Here is a 21120-nt window from a genome sequence, read left to right as displayed (position 1 = left end):
TAGAAAGTTAGAAAGTTAGAACTGGCGCGGAAGTCGCTTCCGGGCCAGACTATAAAAGCGAATCTCAGATTCTCGCAAACCCCAAAACTGGCGCCGGTATCCGACCGGTGACGAAGGGTGGGCACGAGTCTCCAGGCTCGCTTCTGAGTCACAACTATAGATTAAAAGCCGGCAGTTTTGCAAAAGCAGAGCTGCCGGCTTTATAGTTTATCACAGATTTATATCTGAAAGGTGCTATATTTACAGGTGTTAGATCAATCCTTATCACCTGTGAAAACAAACCTTACCATCTTGTGCCTGGCACTTACACTCTTTGTAGCCGCTAATTGTACAGCTCTGGCCCAGGCACCCAAATTCGGTCAGATTGATATCGCTGACCTGACCATGACATCTTACGCTCCGGATACATCAGCAGTGGCTGTTATTCTTTCAGACCACGGAAGCCTGGCTTATGTTGAAGACTATTATGCATCTTTCAGATATAAGCGTCAGGTCCGCATCAAAATCATGAAAAAAGCTGGTTACAAATACGCCAATATTGAGATCCCTTTCTTCGGCGCGGTAGCGAAAGGAGAGGAAGTAACCGATATTAAAGCAAGCACCTACAATCTACTGGATGGTAAGATCATAGAAGACAAAGTAAAGCCTAACGAAATATTTACAGAAAAATCGGACAGACGCAGGCATTACAAAAAGTTTGCGATGCCTAATGTTAAAGTTGGTTCTGTTATCGAGTACTCCTACACAATCAATTCAAGGTACTTCCAAAACTTAAGAGGGTGGGATTTCCAATCTGTCATTCCCACTGTCTGGAGTGAGTATAGCGTCAGGATACCAGCAACGTTTGAATTTAAATTAGTCAGACAAGGGAATCACCCGATCTATACACCGGAGCAACTCGGTTTACCGCATAACTTCAGAAAAGAAGGGAATCGCTGGATAGCGAAGGATGTGCCTGCCTTAAAGTTAGAGAGCTATGTTACTACACTGTCAGACTATACAACCAAGATTGAGTTTGAGCTGCAAAAAATAAAGTATTCTGCCAACGATGTGAAAATCATATCAGGCAGCTGGCAGGAGTTTGTCGAGATGTTATCAAAAGAAAAAGATTTTGGAGTACCGCTCACACCAGCAAATCGTTTTGAGAGACCCATCGGCGAAATAAAGGCGAAGTTTAAAACACCGGCAGAACAGGTGGCAGGAATCTATGACCTGGTAAAAACCAACATGGCCTGGAACGGCTACAGCGGCTGGACAGTAGAAAAACCTTTGCCCGAACTATACTATGGGGGTGAAGGAGATGCCGGAGACATCAATATCACCCTGATCGCTATGTTGCGGGAAGCTGGCTTTAAGGCTGATCCGGTTTTAGTTAGCACACGCGGCTATGGCAAGCCTTACAAAGCAAGCCCACTCCATAGTAAATTTAATTATGTTATAGCCCAGGTTACCGTAGATGGGAATGAACTGCTGCTGGATGCTACAGAAAAAGAATTGACGCCGGGTATGTTACCAGTGCGCTGTCTGAACGGGGAAGGTTATCTGGTAGATGGTGAAAACTCGAAATGGATTACGGTTGAGCCTGAGGCCAGCTTCAGCGAGTACTTTGTAGGTAATTTAACTATAGATACAGAGGGCGTTATAGCGGGCACCGGCGAAGAATTGCTGGATGGCTACATGGCAAAAGATGCCCGCCAGGTTATAAAGGAAGAAGGTATAGAAAAATATGCAGCCAACTATAACAAAGGTTCTGGCAGCCTGAAAACCAACAATGCCATAGTAAGCAACCTGGACAGCCTGCACCTGCCACTTTCAGTCAACTATAAAATTACTTCTACAAACAGTAGTAAGATAAACATGCTTTACCTGAACCCGGTAATGGGGCGTGGTGCTACTGAAAATCCATTTAAACTGCCGGTTCGCACTTATCCTGTAGATTTTGCGGCTCCTATAAAAGAGACAGTGGTATGTAATTTTAAAATTCCTGCCGGATGGAAAGTAGAAGAAGTACCGCAGAACATAAACCTGGTATTGCCTGGCCGAAGTGCTACCTACTCTTACATGGTACAGCAAACCGGCGACATACTGATGGTAGTAAGTAAACTGAACGTGAATAAAACAGTATTTACGCCGGAAGAATACCCACAGCTACGCGAACTATACAACCAGGTAGTTGCCAAGCATGCAGAGCAGGTAGTACTTAAGAAGGTAGTTGTCAATTAAGCATCAGGTTGTAAATAAATTAAAAAAGCCGTCAGTTTTGCAGATGCAGAGCTGCCGGCTTTTGTTTTATAGTTTAGTTTCTATAGTTTGTATGCTTGAGTAGAAATAACCTTTCCTAACCCCGCACCCGTAATTCATAATTCTTAATTCATCATTCATAATTCAGATAAAAAGTGAACATCTACATCATAACCGGAACCAGCAAAGGAATAGGCAAAGCCCTGGCAGAAGAACTTCTAAGAGACGAGAACAACCATGTAGTAGGCGTTTGCCGCAACAGCACCATAGCACATCCAAACTATAGGCACCAACCCCTCGACTTTTCGGATATACCAGCCGTAGAGCACAACCTGCAAAAAGTGTTTCTGCCCTACAAAGATGCCCAAAAGCTGGTGCTGATCAACAATGCCGGTGTGCTGGGTGATATTGGCTATGTAGGTGAAGGCATGCCGAATGAGCGGTTTGAGTTTGTGTTTGATGTGAACGTGATCGTGCCAGCCATGCTGATGAACTCTTTCCTGCAGGTGTACCAGCAGCACCCCGCTCAAAAGCTTATCGTGAACATCAGCTCCGGTGCAGGCAAATACCCGATCGATGGCTGGGCGAGCTATTGTGCCTCCAAAGCAGCGCTGGATATGCTTTCCATGACGATACAAAAAGAGCAGGAAATGCGCGGGAGCGGTGTAAAAATATATGCGCTGGCACCCGGCGTGGTCGATACCCAGATGCAGGGTCAGATCCGGGAGGCAGATGCAGGGCAATTCAGTACTGTCGAAAAATTCCGTGACTATAAAGCCAGTAACGCGCTGGCTCAGCCCGAAGATGTTGCCCACAAGATCATCCGCTTCATGCAGAACGCCGACAACTATAGCGAGGTGCTGCAGGACGTGCGGAATATGTAGAGAGGGTCAATTATGAATGATGAATTAAGAATTATGAATTAGGTATTCGGCAAACTATAGTTTGGGATTCGTGAACAGGAGTACAGGCTATAGTTTACCGATCAACGAATAACGGACAACGACAGGCTTCTGTGGGTGTAGTACATTCGTTGGCAGGATGTGTACTTACCGGGGATTATGCTTTTTTATAGTTACTGGCACCTTGCATCTTTATAGCATAAAAACTATCTTAACACTACCTACAAAGTATAAGTACGCTCGTTTAAGGTATTGCAGGCAACTTGTACTTTTCAACTGACTTTAAAACGCCCAACCCATGCAGAACCAGCAGATCAAAACCTTTGAAGAATACCAGCAGGCTTACCAGCGCAGCATCACCGACCCCGAAGGCTTCTGGGCCGATATAGCCGGTACTTTTACCTGGCGCAAAAAATGGAACACAACCCTGGAGTGGAACTTCGAAGAGCCGAACATAAAGTGGTTTAAAGGTGGCAAACTGAACATCACCGAAAACTGCCTGGACCGTCACCTGAAAACGCGCGGCAACAAGCTGGCCCTGATCTGGGAACCCAACGATCCTAAAGAGCGCTTTGTGCGCTACACCTACCGCGAACTATACGAGAAGGTGTGCCAGTTTGCCAACGTGCTGAAAAAGAACGGTGTGCAGAAAGGCGACCGTGTGTGCATTTACATGCCCATGATTCCGGAACTGGCTTTTGCGGTGCTGGCCTGCGCCCGGATAGGAGCAGTGCATTCAGTGATCTTTGCCGGCTTCTCGGCAGTTGCCATGGCTGACAGAATTAACGATGCCGGCGCTAAAATGGTACTGACCTCTGATGGCCTGAACCGCGGTGCCAAGCAGATTCCGGTAAAACGTGTAGTAGACGAAGCTTTGGAAAACTGCCCGAGTGTTGAGAAAGTTATAGTTGTAGAGCGCCTGGGCTGGGCCGTAAACATGGTTGAAGGCCGCGATGTGTGGTTCCATGACGAAGTTCAGGGTGTGCCGAAAGATTGCCCTGCCGAAGAAATGGATGCCGAAGACATGCTGTTTATCCTTTATACATCGGGCTCAACAGGCAAACCAAAAGGCGTAGTACATACCTGCGGCGGCTACATGGTGTATGCGCAGTATAGTTTCATGAACGTGTTCCAGTACCAGGAAAGCGACGTGTTCTGGTGCACCGCTGATATTGGCTGGGTAACGGGGCATACCTATCTGCTTTATGGGCCGCTGCTGTCTGGTGCTACCACACTAATGTTCGAAGGTGTACCGACATACCCGGATAACGGTCGTTTCTGGCAGGTCTGCGATAAGTTTGGCGTAAGCATTTTCTACACGGCGCCAACTGCCATCCGTGCACTGATGGGCGGCGATATTGACGATGTACTTTCCTATAGTCTGGACTCGCTGAAAGTACTTGGCTCGGTAGGGGAGCCGATAAACGAGGAAGCCTGGCACTGGTACCACACCCACGTAGGCAAAGAGCGCTGCCCGGTGGTTGATACCTGGTGGCAGACCGAAACCGGCGGCATCATGATCTCCTCGCTGGCAAATGTTACACCTACCAAACCAGCCCACGCCGCTTTCCCGCTACCAGGCATACAACCCATACTGGTAGATGCCGAAGGCAACGAAATTACCGACAACGAAGTGGAAGGCTACCTGTGCATGAAGTTTCCGTGGCCGGGCATGCTGCGCACCACCTATGGCGACCATGAGCGCTGCCGCCTGAGCTACTTCTCGACCTACAAAGGCTTGTACTTTACCGGCGACGGCGCCAAACGCGACGAGAACGGATTATACCGTATCATTGGCCGTGTAGATGATGTGATCAACGTATCAGGGCACCGCTTTGGCACAGCCGAGATCGAAGATGCCATTAACCATAATGAGCATGTAGTAGAGTCCGCGGTAGTAGGTTTTCCACACGATGTAAAAGGGCAGGGCATTTATGCCTTCGTGATCTGCAAAGACAAGCCGGAGCGTGAAGATTACCTGCGTGCCGAGATCATCGAAACCGTAGTGGAAAAGATCGGTAAAATTGCCAAGCCAGATAAAATTCAGATCGTGAGCGGCCTGCCTAAAACCCGTTCCGGCAAAATCATGCGCCGCATCCTGCGCAAAGTAGCCGAAGGAGATACGTCTAACCTCGGTGACACCTCAACTCTGCTCGATCCGGATGTAGTGGATGAGATAAAGGCTGGGGCGTTATAGAAAAGTATAGCTAAGAAGAGTTAAGGTTGTCTGTTAATTTCAGCGGATAACCTTAATTTTATCTACCTTAATATTGTAGTTTTTGAAAACTACTTAATAGTAATAATTATGTGGTGGCAAGATGCAGGGTTTGAAAAGGTACTAACAGATAAATCAGGAGAGCGCTGGAATTTTAAAGTTTGGCACGGATATCATGAAGGGCAATATCTCCAGAGGATTTTTTTCTGGACAGATAGCAAATCTCAGACTGGATTAATAGAGTTTAATACGCATCAGACTCTACATAGAACCAAGTTAAAAGACCGAATTATTAAGCTAGTTAATAATGAAGAATACCGTAATAAATTCTTAAAAGAGCTGGAGTTTCCAGTTGAAGAAAAGTATTATAATTATTCTCCAATTTCCTGATTTAGAACAAGTCTCTCAAACTATAACCCATGCCCAGAAAAGCTTTCACCGCCGAAGGAGCCGTTTCCGTTGGCCCTTACTCACATGCCGTAGAAACGGGTAACCTGCTATACTTATCCGGTCAGACACCGATTGATGCTGCAACCGGCAAACTGGTAGCAGGTGACATTTCAGCACAAACCAAGCAGTGTTTTGTAAACCTTTTTGCCGTACTAAAAGCTGCAGGTCTTACTCCGGACGATGTGGTAAAAGTAAATGTATTTCTGACGGACATGGCCAACTTCAGCGCGATGAATGAAGTGTACAAAACGCAGTTTTCGGAGCCTTACCCGGCCCGCACAACTATAGGGGTGGCCGCGTTGCCATTGGGTGCGCAGGTTGAGATCGAAATGATAGCTGCCAGAAAGTAAATTACCACCTAAATTAACTGGCCAAGTGGTAGAAAACCGACAGCTCCACCCAGGTGCTGAAAGCCTGTTTGCAGCTGTACTGCACCAGGCAGCAACCAAGTTCAGGATAGTGGACAAAGAGAATGAGTTAGGAATCCGCCTTCTATCGATGTTTAGTGGATTGGACCACTATAAGCGCTTGTATGTGCACCAGGTAACTGAGTTTACTGGAGCCGGGGCTCCCTTTATCATTTTGCTACTCGAAAAGCACCAGATGATAGCAAAAAACCTTAGCAGTGGTATGCGCTATCCGGTGGAAATAGAAGAAGTAGAACCGGTATTGATTTTCAGCCTTCCACAGGATATCGGGCATGTTTTCATAAAAGAAGAGACGCTGGGCGATAAGGTTACTGACCTGCTAACGAAGCAGGATATAGATTTTGAAGCGTATCCGCAGTTCAGCAGTAATTACTATGTTACAGGTGATAACCCGGACATGGTAAAACTACACCTGCCCGCTAGTCTGATGAAACTGCTTGGCAAGTTAAAGGGATTACAAATTGAGATAAACCGAAAGGTTGGGATAGTGCGCACAGAAAAGAATCTGTCTGAGGATGTACTCTTACAACTGATAACGATCGGGCATCAGGTATCTGCAGAAGTGTAATCTGCTTACCTTTGCTCTACACAAACTATAGCCATGACAGACGAGCAGCATAACCCCTGGACTACCCTTTCATCGAGAGATATTTACCAGAACCCCTGGATAAAACTGCGCGAAGACCAGGTGCTGAACCCAAAAGGGGGCGAAGGTATTTATGGCGTCGTCAGCTTTAAAAACAAAGCCATCGGCATTATCCCGATTGATTATGAAGGCTATACCTACCTGATCGGCCAGTATCGTTATGCCTTGAACGAATATAGTTGGGAAATACCGATGGGCGGCGGACTGATAGAGAACGATATTCTGGAATCTGCAAAGCGTGAATTGCAGGAAGAAACTGGCTTTACCGCTGCCAAATGGACCAACATCTGTCGCCTACACACGTCCAACTCCGTTACCGACGAAGAAGGTTTTGTTTTCCTGGCCCAAGAGCTAACGCCCGGCGACACCGCCTTCGAAGAAACCGAAGACCTGCAAATCAAACGACTGCCTTTCTCCGAAGCCGTGCACATGGCCCTGAATAACCAGATCACCGATGCCATCAGTGTAGCCGGTATCCTGAAAGCTGCTATCCTGCTCGGTATTGGCCTGAACAAGACCAGTGATTAAAGGGATTTTACTGATTTTTAGGATTATGTTGTAGCTGTAGTTTGGGCTATAGTTAGAGTGTCCTATCCCGGCCTTCTTGTCTGAATCAGGATTCTCAGGATTAAAGGATTTTTAGGATTTGGGCTTTGGTGTAGTTGAGGCTATAGTTTTATAGTTGACCGTTTTTGCTGGCGCGGGTTTGTAACCCGTGCCTGATTATGGTGTTGAGTTTGTAACTCAACTGGCTCGGTAGAGACAGAAATGTCTGAACTGGGATTAATGGTGATGAGAGGATTTTCAGGATTCATGCTTTTTGCTATAGTTGATAACTATAGTTTTATAGTTGCTGCTTTAACACGCCTGTAGTTTCCTCAAGGGGACAATCTCTGCCTTTATCTATAGTTCAAACTATAGTTCTATAGTTACAAACCGCGATCAGGACAGGTTTACCTGTCCCCAAGGAACTATAACCACGAAAAAAACAGATCTGCCTTAACCAAGAATGAACAAGGAAACTATAGCCATAGTTTAGCTATCGAACTGATTTCAGTCTTTGGGTTGAGCGCCTCGAGAGGTTCCGGTGCCGTCAGGCATGGCGACGCAGGAGCCAAGGAAGCGAAAGAAGCGCGATGCCCGAAGACGGGGCCTCCCGGCCCAGGAGGGAGCCAACGAAACTATAGAACTATAGGCTTATAGAGCTCCCAGGATTGGAGTTAACTATAGAACAACGGCTTGGTTCAAGTAGTAGGCAAAGAAAACTATAGAAAGATAGCTCTTGAGCATCAAATACAAGTTTGAAATAGATTTCTCACTCTGTTCGAAATGACAATTGTTGAAATGAATTACAGAACACAGACGAAACATCAGCCTTACCGAAAATGACAAAAGCGAAATAAACATACCATCAACCAACTCCTGCCGTTATTGAATTATTCTGCAGCAGGAGTAGTTTTGGGAGCGTTGAACAATGCCGGAATATTCTTACATTTGACCTCATGAAAGTGCTGAAATACCTGTCGCAACGCATTTATACCACCTGGTGCTGTACCTGGTTTATTGTACCGTTTGTGGTGTCGTATCCGTTGCAGGCGTTTCTTATCCGTAAGCAGCAGTGGCACAGGCATGTGCACAACATAAACCGGCTGTGGTCGGCTACGTTTCTGCGTATGTTTTTAACGCCGCTGCAGGTAGAGTGGCGCTTTACCTTAGACCCGAACCAGCGCTACATTTTTACGCCTAACCATAGTTCCTACCTCGATATACCTATGATGCTGCGGTCTATCCCCGGTTTTCTTAACTTTGTAGGGAAGAGCGCGCTTACAAAAGTGCCGCTGTGGGGCAAGGTGTACGGGGCGCTGTACATCAGCGTAGACCGCAGAAGTGCCATGAGCAGTGCCAAAAGCTACATTCAGTCCAAGAAAACGCTGGATGAGGGCCGGAACCTGGTAATTTTCCCGGAAGGTACAATCGGGCCGAATGCTGGTGAAGAGCTGCTGGCCTTTAAGGACGGACCATTTAAAATAGCCATTGAGAAGCAGGTGCCGGTTGTGCCGGTAACCATGCCGTATAACCAGTATTTTATGCCTGATGTGGAAGAAGTAGGCTTGCGCCTGCGCCGTCATCCGCTCAAGCTGATCCTGCACGAACCGATTGAGACCAGGGGCATGACCCTCGGGGACCTGCCTGCCTTAAAGGAGCGTGTATACCAAATTATTCAACAAGAGTTAATCAAACACAACTATAACAAGGATGTCAACAGATATTCAAACCATCAGAAAATTAGCGCACCTGGCCAGGCTGGAGTTTAACGAAGAGAAAGAGCAGGAAGTACTGGGCGACCTGAACAAGATCCTGAACTGGGTAGACAAGCTGCGTGAGCTGGACACCGAAAACATAGAGCCCCTGACGCACATGACTGCCGAAGTGAACGTGATGCGCGAAGACGTGGCTCAAAACACCATTACCCACGAAGAAGCATTGTTGAACGCTCCTAAAAAAGACTCCGATTACTTTAGAGTACCCAAGGTACTGGAGTAAAAGGCAAGCCTGCTTATGAGTAAAGCTAACTTTTGGAAGAACTGGGATACTGCCACCAGGTATCCCTATCTTTTTTTATTGGTACTGGCCGTTGCCGCATTGCTGCTGGGCGCCTACCATTACATAGCCGGTTACACCGCCGCCTACACCTGGGATAAAATAACAGACCTGCAGGTAGTGCCGGTGCCGGTGCACGAAGTTACGCGATTACTCGAACCCTTTACGCTTTTTGCCGACGGCTACCTGGTGCTGGAACAGTACGATGTAGCGCCTATGGCTGTGCAAACCTGGCCGGCAGCTGTTTTTCTGGCCATACTGGCGGGCTGTCTTGCCTTTTATACGGCAGCGATCAGTACCATGCGGCAGATCCCGTATTTTGCTGGTGTGTTGCTGCTGATGCTTTTTCTGGCATCGTTTAACATAGATCAACTACAGATATTTGGTTCTGAGGCCGGGCAGGGCATGCTGCTGATCGCGATCGTTGTGCTGGCGGGCCTTAGCTTTGCATTTCAGGCATTCTGGAAGCATGTGTCGTTTGGGCTGCGGGTAGTAGCCATGCTGCTGGCCGTGTTGCTGCTGGGTGTCATCATCTTTGCGAAATCAGAGTTTACGCCGGCGCTTACCACGCTGCATCTGGTAAACTATAGTTCGCTGGCTACACTTGTTGCCGCGCTGCTGTTCATAATCTGGGTGTCGTTTGAGAACGTGAATGCCCTGCTCTGGATAAATACACAGGCTAAAACGCCCGAGCGCCGCTTCAGTTTGTGGCAGTTCATTCTTATTGCCGGGCTGTACCTGCTCAACCTGCTGTTGCTGTACCTCCGCCAGGTTGGCTATATTCAAACCGACCTTATTTATATAAACGCATATTTTATTCTGCTGCTTTCGGTAATTGCCGGCTTCTGGGGTATGCGCCAGCGCGAAGCTATCTATGGTAAGCTTTTCCCATTCAGGCCGACAGGCGCTGTGCTATATGTGCTGTTTGCTGCGGTGGCTTTCCTGAGCATAGGTTATGCTTTTGCCACAGCCAACGACCCGGTTACTGTGCTGTTCAACGAGATGATCATTTACACACACCTGGTGTATGGCGCCGTATTTTTTATGTACCTGTTGCTGAATTTTGGCAGGCTGCTGAAAGAACGGAAAGCGGTGTACAAGGTGGTATACGAGCCGCAGATGTTCACCCTGTTCTCCTTCTTTTTAATGAGCACCGTGATACTGGCTATCCTGGTCATCCGGGCGCAGTACCGTCCTTATTTTAATGCCAAAGCAGGCTATTACAACTATATCGGCGATATTTATTCGGAATCGGGGAATACGGTGCTGGCCAAGCGGTTTTACGAAGAAAGCGACGTGTTTGACCTGAATAACGTGAAAGCCAACTATAGCCTGGCATCCATTTACCGTACCGAGTCCGACCGTAATAACGAGATAGTGCACCTGAAAGGCGCGGCAGGCAAACGGCCTAACCCGAAGCTTTACGTGCGCATGGCCAACCTCTACGATCAGAAACAATACTTTTTCGAAAAGCTGTACGTGCTGCACGAGGGCATTGACAGGTTTCCGGAGAGTGCCGAATTATACAACAACCTGGCCCTGCTGTACATGCAAACCAGCGTAACCGATTCGGTGGAATATTACTTTAACCTGGCCGAACAGCATAGCAGCAACAAAGAAGCTATCCGGAGCAACAGGCTGGCGTTTTACACCCGCCAGGCCATGCTGGAGCCCGCCCGCGCCCTGCTCGCTGATGCCGGAAATGCAGACTACAAACCTCTCAGAAGCAATGTGGCTGTGCTGCGGCAGTTGCTTGGTGCAAATACAGCACAGCGCAGAGAGGCCTTTGCCCCCGATTCTCTGGAGGCTATTGAAGATCTTACCCTGTTTTATAACCAGACCATCAGCAGCCTGAACGACGGCGACACGACACGCTTAAAAGCCATAGACCGCTACCTGAACTCCCCGGGCAACGAGATCTTCCACGAAGACCTGCTCTATGGCAAGGCCCTGATCCACCATTATAATGGCCGCCCAAAGGAAGCGAGAAGTATAGTAGAGAACCTGGCCATGTCGGTATCGGGACGCAGTGGGTATTATTATAATGCCCTGGCGATCTGGATGATGGAAGAGCAGAACTATAAAGCCGCTGCCCATTACTTCGGCCTGGCCAAAGACTATGGATTTAACGAGGCATTTCTGTCGCAGGGGTATGCACTGGCTATGGCGCACCAGCCACAGCAGGCAGTAAATGCGCTGCAGGAAGTAGGCTATACCGAAATGGAAAGCGCCAAAGAAGTGGCTGGTCAGCTGGCCGGAGCACTGCAGCAGGATTTTGGTACGATACTGAAAGATGCGCCTGATGCTACCAAAGTACAGTATCTGCAAACGTATCTGCCACAACTTAAACTACAGCAGGTAGATGCCCTGGTACATGCCGTAACTGAAAAAGAGCTGCGCCGGGAGGCCCTGCTTACCCGCGTCGATTACCTGATGCAGCAGCACCGGTGGCGGTTAGCCAACAAAGCGATAAAAGAAGCTGCAGGCCAGCTACAGCCCGAAGGCGAACAACGCAGCAGGCTTAACCTGCAGCAACTGCGACTGTGGCACAACACCAAAAACTACGATGCCCTGCTCGACCGCATGGATAACCTGTACTTCACCCCCCACGATAAAAAGTACAAACTATACTTTAAGGCAAGTATAGCTGCCGCAAAAGGCCGCGACCGCGAAGCCGCAGAAAAGTACAGGCAGGCTGTAAAAATCCTGTTGTATGATGAGGAAGTGGTAAAGGCTGCAGCAAGTTATTTTTCAGCAAAAGAGCCCGACCAGATGACAGGCTACGAGATACTGCTGGCAGGCGTAACCTATAATCCGTTCTCGGCGGAGCTGCAGAAAGCCTACGCCCTGGAAAGCCTGAACAAAGGCCTCGAAAGCTATGCCCAGCAGGCACTCGAAGCCCTGCAGGGCTTGCTTCCTGCGCAGGAATACAGTACATTTATAAAGCAGTACGAAGCGCAGCGCCAGGCTGTGCAGCAAAGATTGGATAACTGGCAACTATAAAAACAGCCTGTATGAGCATCATCATCGAAACACATCATATCTCTAAAGTATACCGCATGGGCGCCGAGGTCATCAATGCGCTGCAGGATGTATCCATCACGATAGAAAAAGGAGAATATGTGGCGTTTATGGGGCCGTCGGGTTCCGGCAAGTCAACGCTCATGAACATCATCGGCTGCCTGGATACACCCACCGGCGGGCAGTACATCCTGAACGGAAACGATGTAAGCAACATGACCGATAACGAGCTGGCCGAAGTGCGCAACAAAGAGATCGGGTTCGTGTTCCAGACCTTTAACCTGCTGCCCCGCCAATCGTCGCTGGAGAATGTGGCCCTGCCTCTGATCTATGCCGGGTATAACAAAACGCAGCGTGAAGAGCGTGCCCAGCAGGCGCTTGAAAGTGTAGGCCTGGGCAACCGGGGCAAGCACAAACCAAACGAATTATCAGGAGGGCAGCGCCAGCGTGTAGCCATTGCCCGCGCCCTTATCAATAACCCAAGCATCATACTGGCCGATGAGCCGACCGGTAACCTCGATACCAAAACCTCTTACGAGATCATGGAGCTGTTTGAGAACCTGCATGCCAAAGGAAATACCATTATTATGGTAACGCACGAAGAGGACATAGCCCGGTATGCACACCGCATTGTGCGCCTGCGCGATGGTTTGATAGAGTCGGATACAGTGAACGAGAACGTAGCGACAGCCGCTTTGATGCGCGAAGAGCACAACATCAATGAAAATATACACTAAGACCGGCGATAAAGGAACGACAGCGCTTATCGGGGGAACCCGTGTGGCTAAATCGCACCTGCGCATCGAGGCCTACGGAACTATAGACGAACTGAACTCCTACATCGGGCTGGTACGCGACCAGGAAGTAAACTATAAGCGGGCTGACATCCTGAAAGAAATACAGGACAGGCTGTTCACGATTGGATCGGTGCTGGCGACTGACCCGGACAAAAATGTGAAGATGGTTACCCCGGACCTGCACGCCGAAGATGTGACGCTGCTGGAGCAGGAAATTGATGCCATGAGCGAAGACGTACCGCCGCTGCGTGCTTTTGTACTGCCGGGCGGGCATCAGTCGGTATCGTTCTGCCACATAGCGCGTTGCGTGTGCCGCCGTGCCGAGCGCCTGGCCATCCGGTTGCAGGAAGAATCGCCGGTAGAGGATTTAGTGATCATTTATCTGAACCGTTTGTCAGATTACCTGTTTGCTCTTTGTCGACGTATGACACACGAACTACAGGCCGAAGAGATCACCTGGAAAGCGAGAGTCTGATTCCTTTTTTACCCTTAACCTTTTACCTATGTCTACAGATACCCTAACTATAGCAACCCAGCCTGTCGCAACATCACGCATTTCAGAGCTGGATTTCAACAATATTCAGTTTGGTAAGATCTTTTCGGACCACATGCTGGTGGCGGATTTTATTGACGGTGCCTGGCAAACCCCGCAGATCGTGCCTTATGGCAATATGTCGCTGAGTCCTGCTACATCGGCTATACACTATGGCCAGGCTATTTTTGAAGGCATGAAGGCCTACCGCAGCGTAGATGGCGATATCCTGCTGTTCAGACCATACGACAACTACAAGCGCCTGAACATTTCGGCAGAGCGCATGTGCATTCCGCAGCTGCCCGAAGATATTTTTATGCAGGGCCTGGAGCAACTTCTGAGACTGGATGCCGCCTGGGTACCGCCAACCGAAGGAAGCGCCCTGTATATCCGTCCGTTTATGTTCGCTACCGACGATTTTATAGGTGTAAGGCCGTCATCCAACTATAGATTTACCATTTTTACCTGCCCGGTGGCCTCTTACTATAGTTCGCCGGTGCGTGTAGCCATCGAGACAAACTATGTACGCTCTGCCGAAGGTGGTGCCGGTTTTGCAAAAGCTGCCGGTAACTATGGCGCGGCCATGTACCCGGCTAAAAAAATGCAGGAAAAAGGCTATCAGCAACTTATCTGGACCGACCACAAAGAGCATAAGTACATAGAAGAATCGGGTACCATGAACGTAATGTTTGTGATTGATGGCGTGCTTGTAACGCCGGCGGTAAGCTCAACTATACTGGCTGGCATTACCCGCGACAGCGTATTGCAGGTGGCCCGTGACTTAGGATACAAAGTAGAAGAGCGCCGTGTTGCCATAAGCGAGATTGTAGAGGCTCATAAAGCAGGTAAACTACAGGAAGCATTCGGAACAGGCACTGCCGCAACTATAGCACAGATCGCAACTATAAACTATAACGGCGAAGACATGGACCTGCCTGCTGTTGAAGGCCGCGAAATATCAAACAACGTTGCTACACAGCTCGATAAGATCAAAACAGGCCAGGCCCCTGACACCCATAACTGGATTTACAGGATCCGCCTGTAACAGTTACCTATAGTATGAGATGCTGAAGTATAGCCTGCAGGTGTATACTTCAGCATCTTCTTGTTTTAAACTGAGTATAAAGCCAAACAATAAACGATAACACCATGACCGCAGAGCAGGTAAAAGATTTAAAGGCGCGCGTAGAAGCCTTGAGGAGGTACCTTTGACTACGATAACAAGAAAGCAGAAGTAGAAACTATAGAAGCCCGGACCACAGCGCCCGATTTTTGGGATAACCCCAAAGAGGCCGAAAAGGTGCTGAAAGAAGTAAAAAGCATTAAGGTCTGGACCGACCACTACAACGAAGTAGAAAAGAAGTACAGCGACTTTGAGACCCTGTTTGAGTTTTACAAAGAAGGCGACGTCAGCGAGGAAGAGATACAGCAGGAGCTTAAAGCTACCCAGGAGGCTATAGAAGGGCTGGAGTTTAAGCGCATGCTGAGCGGCGAAGAAGACCAGCTAAGCGCTATTCTGGAAATAAACCCGGGCGCAGGCGGTACCGAAAGCCAGGACTGGGCCGAAATGCTGATGCGCATGTACATTATGTGGGCTGAATCGCACGACTATAGTGTAAAGCAGCTCAACTACCAGGCCGGCGACGGAGCAGGTATAAAATCGGCTACGCTGGAAATTACCGGTGATTTTGCCTATGGTTACCTGAAATCTGAAATAGGAGTACACCGCCTGGTGCGCATTTCGCCTTTCGATTCGGGTGGGCGCCGCCATACCTCGTTTGCCTCCATCTTTGCTTACCCCGTGGTAGATGATACCATTAACATTGAAGTGAACATGGGCGATATTGAGTGGGATACCTTCCGCTCGGGTGGTGCCGGTGGCCAGAACGTGAACAAAGTAGAGACCGCTGTACGCCTGAAGCACAAACCAACCGGTATAGTTATAGAGTGCCAGATCGAGCGTTCGCAGCTCATGAATAAGGAGCACGCCATCCGGATGCTGAAATCGCGGTTATACCAGATCGAAGTGGAAAAGCGCAACGAAGAACGTGACCGCATCGAAAGCACCAAGAAGAAGATCGACTTCGGCTCGCAGATACGTAACTATGTGCTGCACCCTTATAAGCTGGTGAAAGACGTACGGACAGGCGTAGAGCGTACCGATGTGCAGAACGTACTGGACGGCGACCTGGACGAATACATTAAAGCCTACCTGATGCAGCAGTAACCCCATCAGGAACTATAGTTACCTGACCGGCACCTTCCCCGACAAACTATAATGTTAGGGAAGGTGCCGGTTTTTTATGGACTATAGTTTACCCCGGAGCGCTGGCTGTATCACCAATTCCTGTTCTTTTGTCTTCTGCTGTATCTTTTTCGTCGAGTTTCTTATCTAAAATACGCTTATAGTAAGATTAAATTTGAATTACATCGTATAAGTACTAATTAAAACGTATTGCTCTCCCTCTACATGCAGAACCCCGAAAACCAGTTCGGAGTGTAAACTATAGCCTTTTCCGCCCCCGGACTGGCAGGTTCCATCAGCAATTTACTCTACTGTAAACACTACCCGGCATGCGCAGGCATGGGATGTTGTTTGGCTCGTGTAATCTGCTTAACCCTCTTTAATTCATCTTATCTATGAGAGCAAATGAAAAAACTATTACTTCTCAGTTTTGTCTTGATGTTCACCCTCTTTCAGCAGGCGTTTGCACAAGGCAGGACGGTGTCTGGTAATGTAACGGACCAGGCATCCGGACAAGCCCTACCTGGTGTGGCTGTAATAGTACAAGGCACTACGGTGGGTACATCCACAAACGTAGACGGTGCTTATACTATTACGGTACCAGAAGGTCGCAATACCCTCGAGTTCCGGTATCTGGGCTACGAAACCGTAACCCGGACTATTGGCAATGCCACTACTATAAATGTAACAATGTCTACTGACGCGCAGCAACTGCAGGAAGTAGTGGTTACAGCACTTGGCCGTGAGGAAGAAGAACGCACCCTGGGATATGCTACCCAGCAGGTTGGCGCAGAACAGCTTACCCAGGGCCGTGAGCGTAGCGTAGCCAATGCCCTGCAGGGCAAGGTAGCAGGTGTAAATATACAAAGCCAGGGCGGTGGTCCGGGCGCTTCTACCCGGGTGGTTATCCGGGGTGCCAAATCCATTATACAGGGTAACCAGGCCTTGTTTGTGATAGATGGTATACCTGTGGATAACAGCAGCGCCGGCACCGGCGATAACCTGAACAACGGTGTGGACGTGGGTAACCGCGCCAACGATATAAACCCTGACGATATTGAATCTATAAACATTCTGAAAGGCCCTGCAGCTGCAGCTTTGTACGGTTCCAGAGCTGCCAACGGGGTGATCATGATCACAACCAAGTCTGGCAGGGGCGCTACCAAAAAAGCCGAGATGTCTTATGTTTCGTCCTATACCGTGGAGGATGTATTGCGTTATCCTGAATTCCAGAACCGTTATGGACAGGGATTCTTCGGTAGCCCCGACCTGCTGGAGAATACCAGCTGGGGACCGGTGTTTACCGGGGAGGTACGGCCATGGGGACAGATCATAAACGGACAGCAACGCTACAAGCCATATGTGGCCCTGGAAGATAACATTAAAGAGTTCTTCGACTATGGCTCTACCTGGATCAACACGGTGTCGCTTTCAGGAGCTGCGGAGAATGCAACCTACTATGCCTCTTACTCCAATACAAGCCAGAACGGTATAGTACCTACCACAGACTATAGCCGTAACTCCCTGGCACTGAAAGGAAGCACCAAACTCCTGAACAAGTTTAACTCTTCGGCTTCGATAACCTATACCAAATCTGGTGGCGACTTTGCGCTGACCGGGCAGGGTAACTCTCCGTTCAACCAACTGATCCAGACCCCGCGCGATATTCCGGTTCGTGAGCTGGAGGACCTGTCGAATCCGTTTAACGACGAAGCAGGCTTTTACTCTCCTTATACTGTAAACCCCTACTGGACACTGGCCAACCAGACATTCGAGAACGACGTGGACCGCCTGTTTGGTAATATCACCATCGGTTACGATATAATCGAGAACCTGACCGTTACCTACCGCATTGGTACAGACTTTTACAACGACCGACGCAAGCAGTTTACAGCCATCCGTGACGTGGAAGGACAGAACGAAGCCAACAACGACGACGGTATGTATTCTGAAACGCAGCTGTACTACCGCGAAATAAACTCCGACCTGATGCTGACCTACAGCCGCGACCTGACAGAGCAACTGGACCTGGAAGTACTGCTAGGACATAACATAAACCAACGCCGAAGCGATAACCTGTTTGCACAGGCCGATGCGTTAGCCAACAACCAGTTCAAATCGCTGAGCAACATTGTGGGTACACCGCTGGCAAGCAGTTTCCGAAGTGTCAGAAGGTTGGTTGGCCTGTATGGTTCGGCTAAACTGGGCTTCAGAGATTTCTTATGGTTAGAGCTCACCGGCCGTAACGACTGGTCATCAACACTTCCGTTAGACGACAACCGCTTCTTCTACCCATCTGTGAACCTCGCGTTTGATGCTGCCACAGCTTTTGGGTTAGCGGATAACTCACCGATAAATTTTGCGAAGATCAGAGCCAACTATGCTGAAGTAGGTAACGATGCGCCGGAATATTATACCCGTTCGGTTTTCGTGTCAGGTAACATAGCCGATGGTTTTGCCGGCACCGACCTGAATTTCCCGTTTGCCGGTATACCAGGCTTTGAGGTGAGCAACGTGATCGGTAACAACCTGTTAAAACCTGAAAAAACCAATTCGTGGGAAATAGGAGCAGACGTAAGATTGTTCCAGGAGCGCCTGCGCTTTGATGCAGCCTATTACGACTCCAAATCTGTTGACCAGATCATCCCCGTACCAATCTCGTTTGCAACTGGTTTTGGTTCTGCTAACCTGAACGCGGCCACTGTAAGAAATAAGGGAGTTGAGCTGCTGGTAGGCGGTATCCCGTTCGAGAACAATGACCTGACCTGGGACATCAGCGTGAACTATACCAAGAATAAGAACGAGGTAGAAGAAGTATTCGGCGGGAACGAGATCTCGCTGGGTGGCTTAAGCTCTGCCGCGCTTGTGATCACAGAAGGCAGACCGTATGGTACCTTTAAGGCAGAAGACTTCCTGCGCGACCCACAAGGCCGTATTGTTGTCAACGCTTCCACAGGTCGCCCACGTACAGCTGATGAACAGACCTACCAGGGTACTATCCAGCCTGACTGGTCAGGTGGTCTTGTAAACACACTGACCTATAAAGGATTGCGCTTCTCGTTTGTGTTCGATACCCGCCAGGGTGGCAAGATGTATTCCAGAACAAGAAGTACACAGCGCTTTGCCGGTACCGCTCCTGAAACACTCTACAACGACCGCCAGCCATACATCATCCCTAACTCGGTGGTGGAAATAGGCAACACAGGCGAGTATGAAGAGAACACCGTGCCGCTGACCAACGACAACCTTTACAGCTACTGGGGTAACCTGCCCGAAGGCAGCAACATCATAGATGCGTCTTTTACCAAACTGCGCGAGGTAAGCCTGAGCTACAAGCTGCCTGAATCTATAGTTGAGAAAACCTTCTTCGGTAACATAGAAGTGGGCGTGTCCGGCCGTAACCTGATCCTCTGGACACCAGACGAAAACACCTACATCGACCCTGAAATGAACAGCTTCGGTAACGGTAACCTGCAGGGATACGATTTCAGCAGTACGCCAAGTACCAGATCGTGGGGTGCTAACATCAGAGTCACTTTTTAAGATAACGGAAGACCAAGACCATGAAAAGAATATATAAATACTTGCTTGCAGGGGTGATAGCCACTTTAGCGGGGCTAACTGCCTGCGACGATTTCCTGGACGTGAATGATGACCCTAACAACCCGCCTACTTCTTCGCCGGAGCTTACCTTACCTGCCGGCCAGGGAGAGCTGGCCTATGTGTTAGGTAACCAGTTCCAGTTTTTAGGAAACTTCTTTGCCCAGCACTGGACCCAGGCCGGCGCGGCCAACCAGTATTGCAGCCTCGATGAGTACGAGATCACTTCGTCGGCTTACGATGCCAGGGTATGGGGAGAGCTGTATGCCGGTGCCCTGAACGACTTCCGTTTTGTGAGCCAGCAGGCGCTTGCCGATGAACAGCCAAACTATGCCGCTATTGGCCAGATAATGGAAGTGTATACCATGCAGGTAATTACAGATGCCTGGGGCGATGTACCCTACAGCGCTTCGCTGGAAGGCCTGAGTAACCTGAACCCGGAATATGAGCCGCAGGAACAGATCTACACCGACCTGATAGCCCGACTGGACTCAGCCATTGCCCTGATTGACCCGAGCGGTGAAACACCCGGCGACGATGACCTGGTTTACGGCGGCAACATGAACCTGTGGACAAAATTCGCCAATACCCTGAAACTGAAAATTTACCTGCGCCAGGCCTATGTAAGACCAGATGTGGCGCAAAGCGGCATTCAGGAAATGTATAGCGAGGGTGCCGAGTTTCTGGAAATGGGCGAGACCGGCGATGTGGAGTTTGCTGACCAGACCCAGAACCGAAACCCTTTCTACCAGACCCAGGTGGTGTTTAGAGGTGGGGTGGACGTAGTAGCCAGTAATACCATACTGGAGTACTTACAAGATACCGAAGACCCCCGCATAGATGAGTATTTTGCACCAGCAGAAACAGGTTCTAACCAGGGCTCTTTTGTGGGTGTAGACCAGGGGATAGAATGTACGCCGCAACGTACTGGTAATCAGTCTAATACTGTATCGAAGCCTGGCCCGGCAGTGGCAAGCCCTGCTACAGCGGTGCCTTTTATTACTGCTGCCGAAAGCTACTTTTTGCAGGCCGAAGCCGTGGCGCGTGGCTGGACTGGTGGTGTAGGAACTGCCAGCGAACTATACGCACAGGGCATCCGGGCATCTTTTGACTATGTAGGCGAAAACGTAGGTGGTGTGACAGCACTCTTGCAGCAACCACGCGTTGCTTACCCTACAGGCGGTTCCGTGGAAGCACAGGTAGAACGAATCATTACTCAGAAATGGGTGTCGTTCAGCGGTGTGCAGGGTTTTGAGGCCTGGACAGAACTGCGCAGAACAGGCTACCCAAGCTTTATAGAACCATCTGCTGCCTCTACGCTCGGCGCCAGCATCATCCCTCGCCGACTGCTCTATCCAAACACAGAATCTGTCCGAAATGCCAACTACCCGGGCCTGAAAGAGGTTGATGTACCGGTTTGGTGGGATGTTAAGGATTAGTAT

16 protein-coding genes are annotated in these 21120 nt (G+C 49.1%); all 16 read left to right on the top strand.

Going from position 1 to position 21120, the window contains the following annotated elements:
* Positions 1 to 270 precede the first annotated feature (270 nt).
* The 16 genes from H7F15_RS14520 to H7F15_RS14445 all read left to right on the top strand — a co-directional run bounded on the left by H7F15_RS14520 (position 271) and on the right by H7F15_RS14445 (position 21117).
* A complete protein-coding gene (locus H7F15_RS14520; RefSeq protein WP_185197714.1) occupies positions 271 to 2223 on the top strand; it encodes a DUF3857 domain-containing protein in 1953 nt (650 codons plus the stop codon).
* Positions 2224 to 2396: 173 nt separating this feature from the next.
* A complete protein-coding gene (locus H7F15_RS14515) occupies positions 2397 to 3125 on the top strand; it encodes an SDR family NAD(P)-dependent oxidoreductase (protein ID WP_185197713.1) in 729 nt (242 codons plus the stop codon).
* A gap of 316 nt (positions 3126 to 3441) precedes the next feature.
* A complete protein-coding gene (acs, locus tag H7F15_RS14510) occupies positions 3442 to 5340 on the top strand; it encodes an acetate--CoA ligase (RefSeq protein WP_185197712.1) in 1899 nt (632 codons plus the stop codon).
* A 108-nt stretch (positions 5341 to 5448) separates the two neighbouring features.
* The gene (locus H7F15_RS14505) at positions 5449 to 5748 is read left to right on the top strand and encodes a hypothetical protein (RefSeq protein WP_185197711.1); all 300 of its coding nucleotides are present in this window, start codon (positions 5449 to 5451) and stop codon (positions 5746 to 5748) included.
* Positions 5749 to 5777: 29 nt separating this feature from the next.
* Positions 5778 to 6158, top strand: coding sequence for a RidA family protein (locus H7F15_RS14500; protein WP_185197710.1), 381 nt, complete (start codon positions 5778 to 5780; stop codon positions 6156 to 6158).
* 25 nt (positions 6159 to 6183) lie between these two features.
* Positions 6184 to 6804 carry a hypothetical protein gene (locus H7F15_RS14495; RefSeq protein ID WP_185197709.1) on the top strand — a complete coding sequence of 207 codons (621 nt, stop codon included), beginning with the start codon at positions 6184 to 6186 and terminating at the stop codon, positions 6802 to 6804.
* 33 nt (positions 6805 to 6837) lie between these two features.
* Entirely contained in the window at positions 6838 to 7410 is a 573-nt protein-coding gene (locus tag H7F15_RS14490; protein WP_185197708.1) for an NUDIX hydrolase, read from the top strand.
* A 974-nt stretch (positions 7411 to 8384) separates the two neighbouring features.
* Positions 8385 to 9197 (top strand): 1-acyl-sn-glycerol-3-phosphate acyltransferase, encoded by an 813-nt coding sequence (locus H7F15_RS14485; RefSeq protein ID WP_185197707.1) that lies wholly within the window; start codon positions 8385 to 8387, stop codon positions 9195 to 9197.
* Positions 9139 to 9426, top strand: coding sequence for an Asp-tRNA(Asn)/Glu-tRNA(Gln) amidotransferase subunit GatC (gene gatC / locus H7F15_RS14480; protein ID WP_185197706.1), 288 nt, complete (start codon positions 9139 to 9141; stop codon positions 9424 to 9426). Before H7F15_RS14485 ends, gatC begins: the two co-directional genes overlap by 59 nt.
* A gap of 15 nt (positions 9427 to 9441) precedes the next feature.
* A complete protein-coding gene (locus H7F15_RS14475; protein ID WP_185197705.1) occupies positions 9442 to 12486 on the top strand; it encodes a tetratricopeptide repeat protein in 3045 nt (1014 codons plus the stop codon).
* An 11-nt stretch (positions 12487 to 12497) separates the two neighbouring features.
* Positions 12498 to 13241, top strand: coding sequence for an ABC transporter ATP-binding protein (locus tag H7F15_RS14470; RefSeq protein ID WP_185197704.1), 744 nt, complete (start codon positions 12498 to 12500; stop codon positions 13239 to 13241).
* Positions 13225 to 13776 carry a cob(I)yrinic acid a,c-diamide adenosyltransferase gene (locus H7F15_RS14465; protein WP_185197703.1) on the top strand — a complete coding sequence of 184 codons (552 nt, stop codon included), beginning with the start codon at positions 13225 to 13227 and terminating at the stop codon, positions 13774 to 13776. The genes H7F15_RS14470 and H7F15_RS14465 overlap by 17 nt, the downstream gene beginning before the upstream one ends.
* A 28-nt stretch (positions 13777 to 13804) precedes the next feature.
* Complete coding sequence (locus H7F15_RS14460; protein ID WP_185197702.1) at positions 13805 to 14878, top strand: branched-chain amino acid aminotransferase; 1074 nt, start codon at positions 13805 to 13807, stop codon at positions 14876 to 14878.
* A 104-nt stretch (positions 14879 to 14982) separates the two neighbouring features.
* Positions 14983 to 16060 (top strand): peptide chain release factor 2 gene (gene prfB, locus H7F15_RS14455; protein ID WP_185197701.1). Its coding sequence is split into 2 segments (ribosomal slippage): positions 14983 to 15042 and positions 15044 to 16060, totalling 1077 coding nucleotides; the frame shifts between segments, so codons are not numbered across the junction.
* Positions 16061 to 16516: 456 nt separating this feature from the next.
* A complete protein-coding gene (locus H7F15_RS14450) occupies positions 16517 to 19621 on the top strand; it encodes a SusC/RagA family TonB-linked outer membrane protein (RefSeq protein ID WP_185197700.1) in 3105 nt (1034 codons plus the stop codon).
* A 20-nt stretch (positions 19622 to 19641) separates the two neighbouring features.
* Positions 19642 to 21117: a SusD/RagB family nutrient-binding outer membrane lipoprotein gene (locus tag H7F15_RS14445; RefSeq protein WP_185197699.1), complete on the top strand. Its 1476-nt coding sequence runs from the start codon at positions 19642 to 19644 to the stop codon at positions 21115 to 21117.
* The last annotated feature ends 3 nt before the right edge of the window (positions 21118 to 21120 follow it).

Source organism: Pontibacter sp. Tf4 (assembly GCF_014212495.1).
GTDB lineage: Bacteria > Bacteroidota > Bacteroidia > Cytophagales > Hymenobacteraceae > Pontibacter.
Note: the sequence above shows the minus strand (reverse complement) of the source record. Positions and strands in the feature narration are given on the sequence as shown.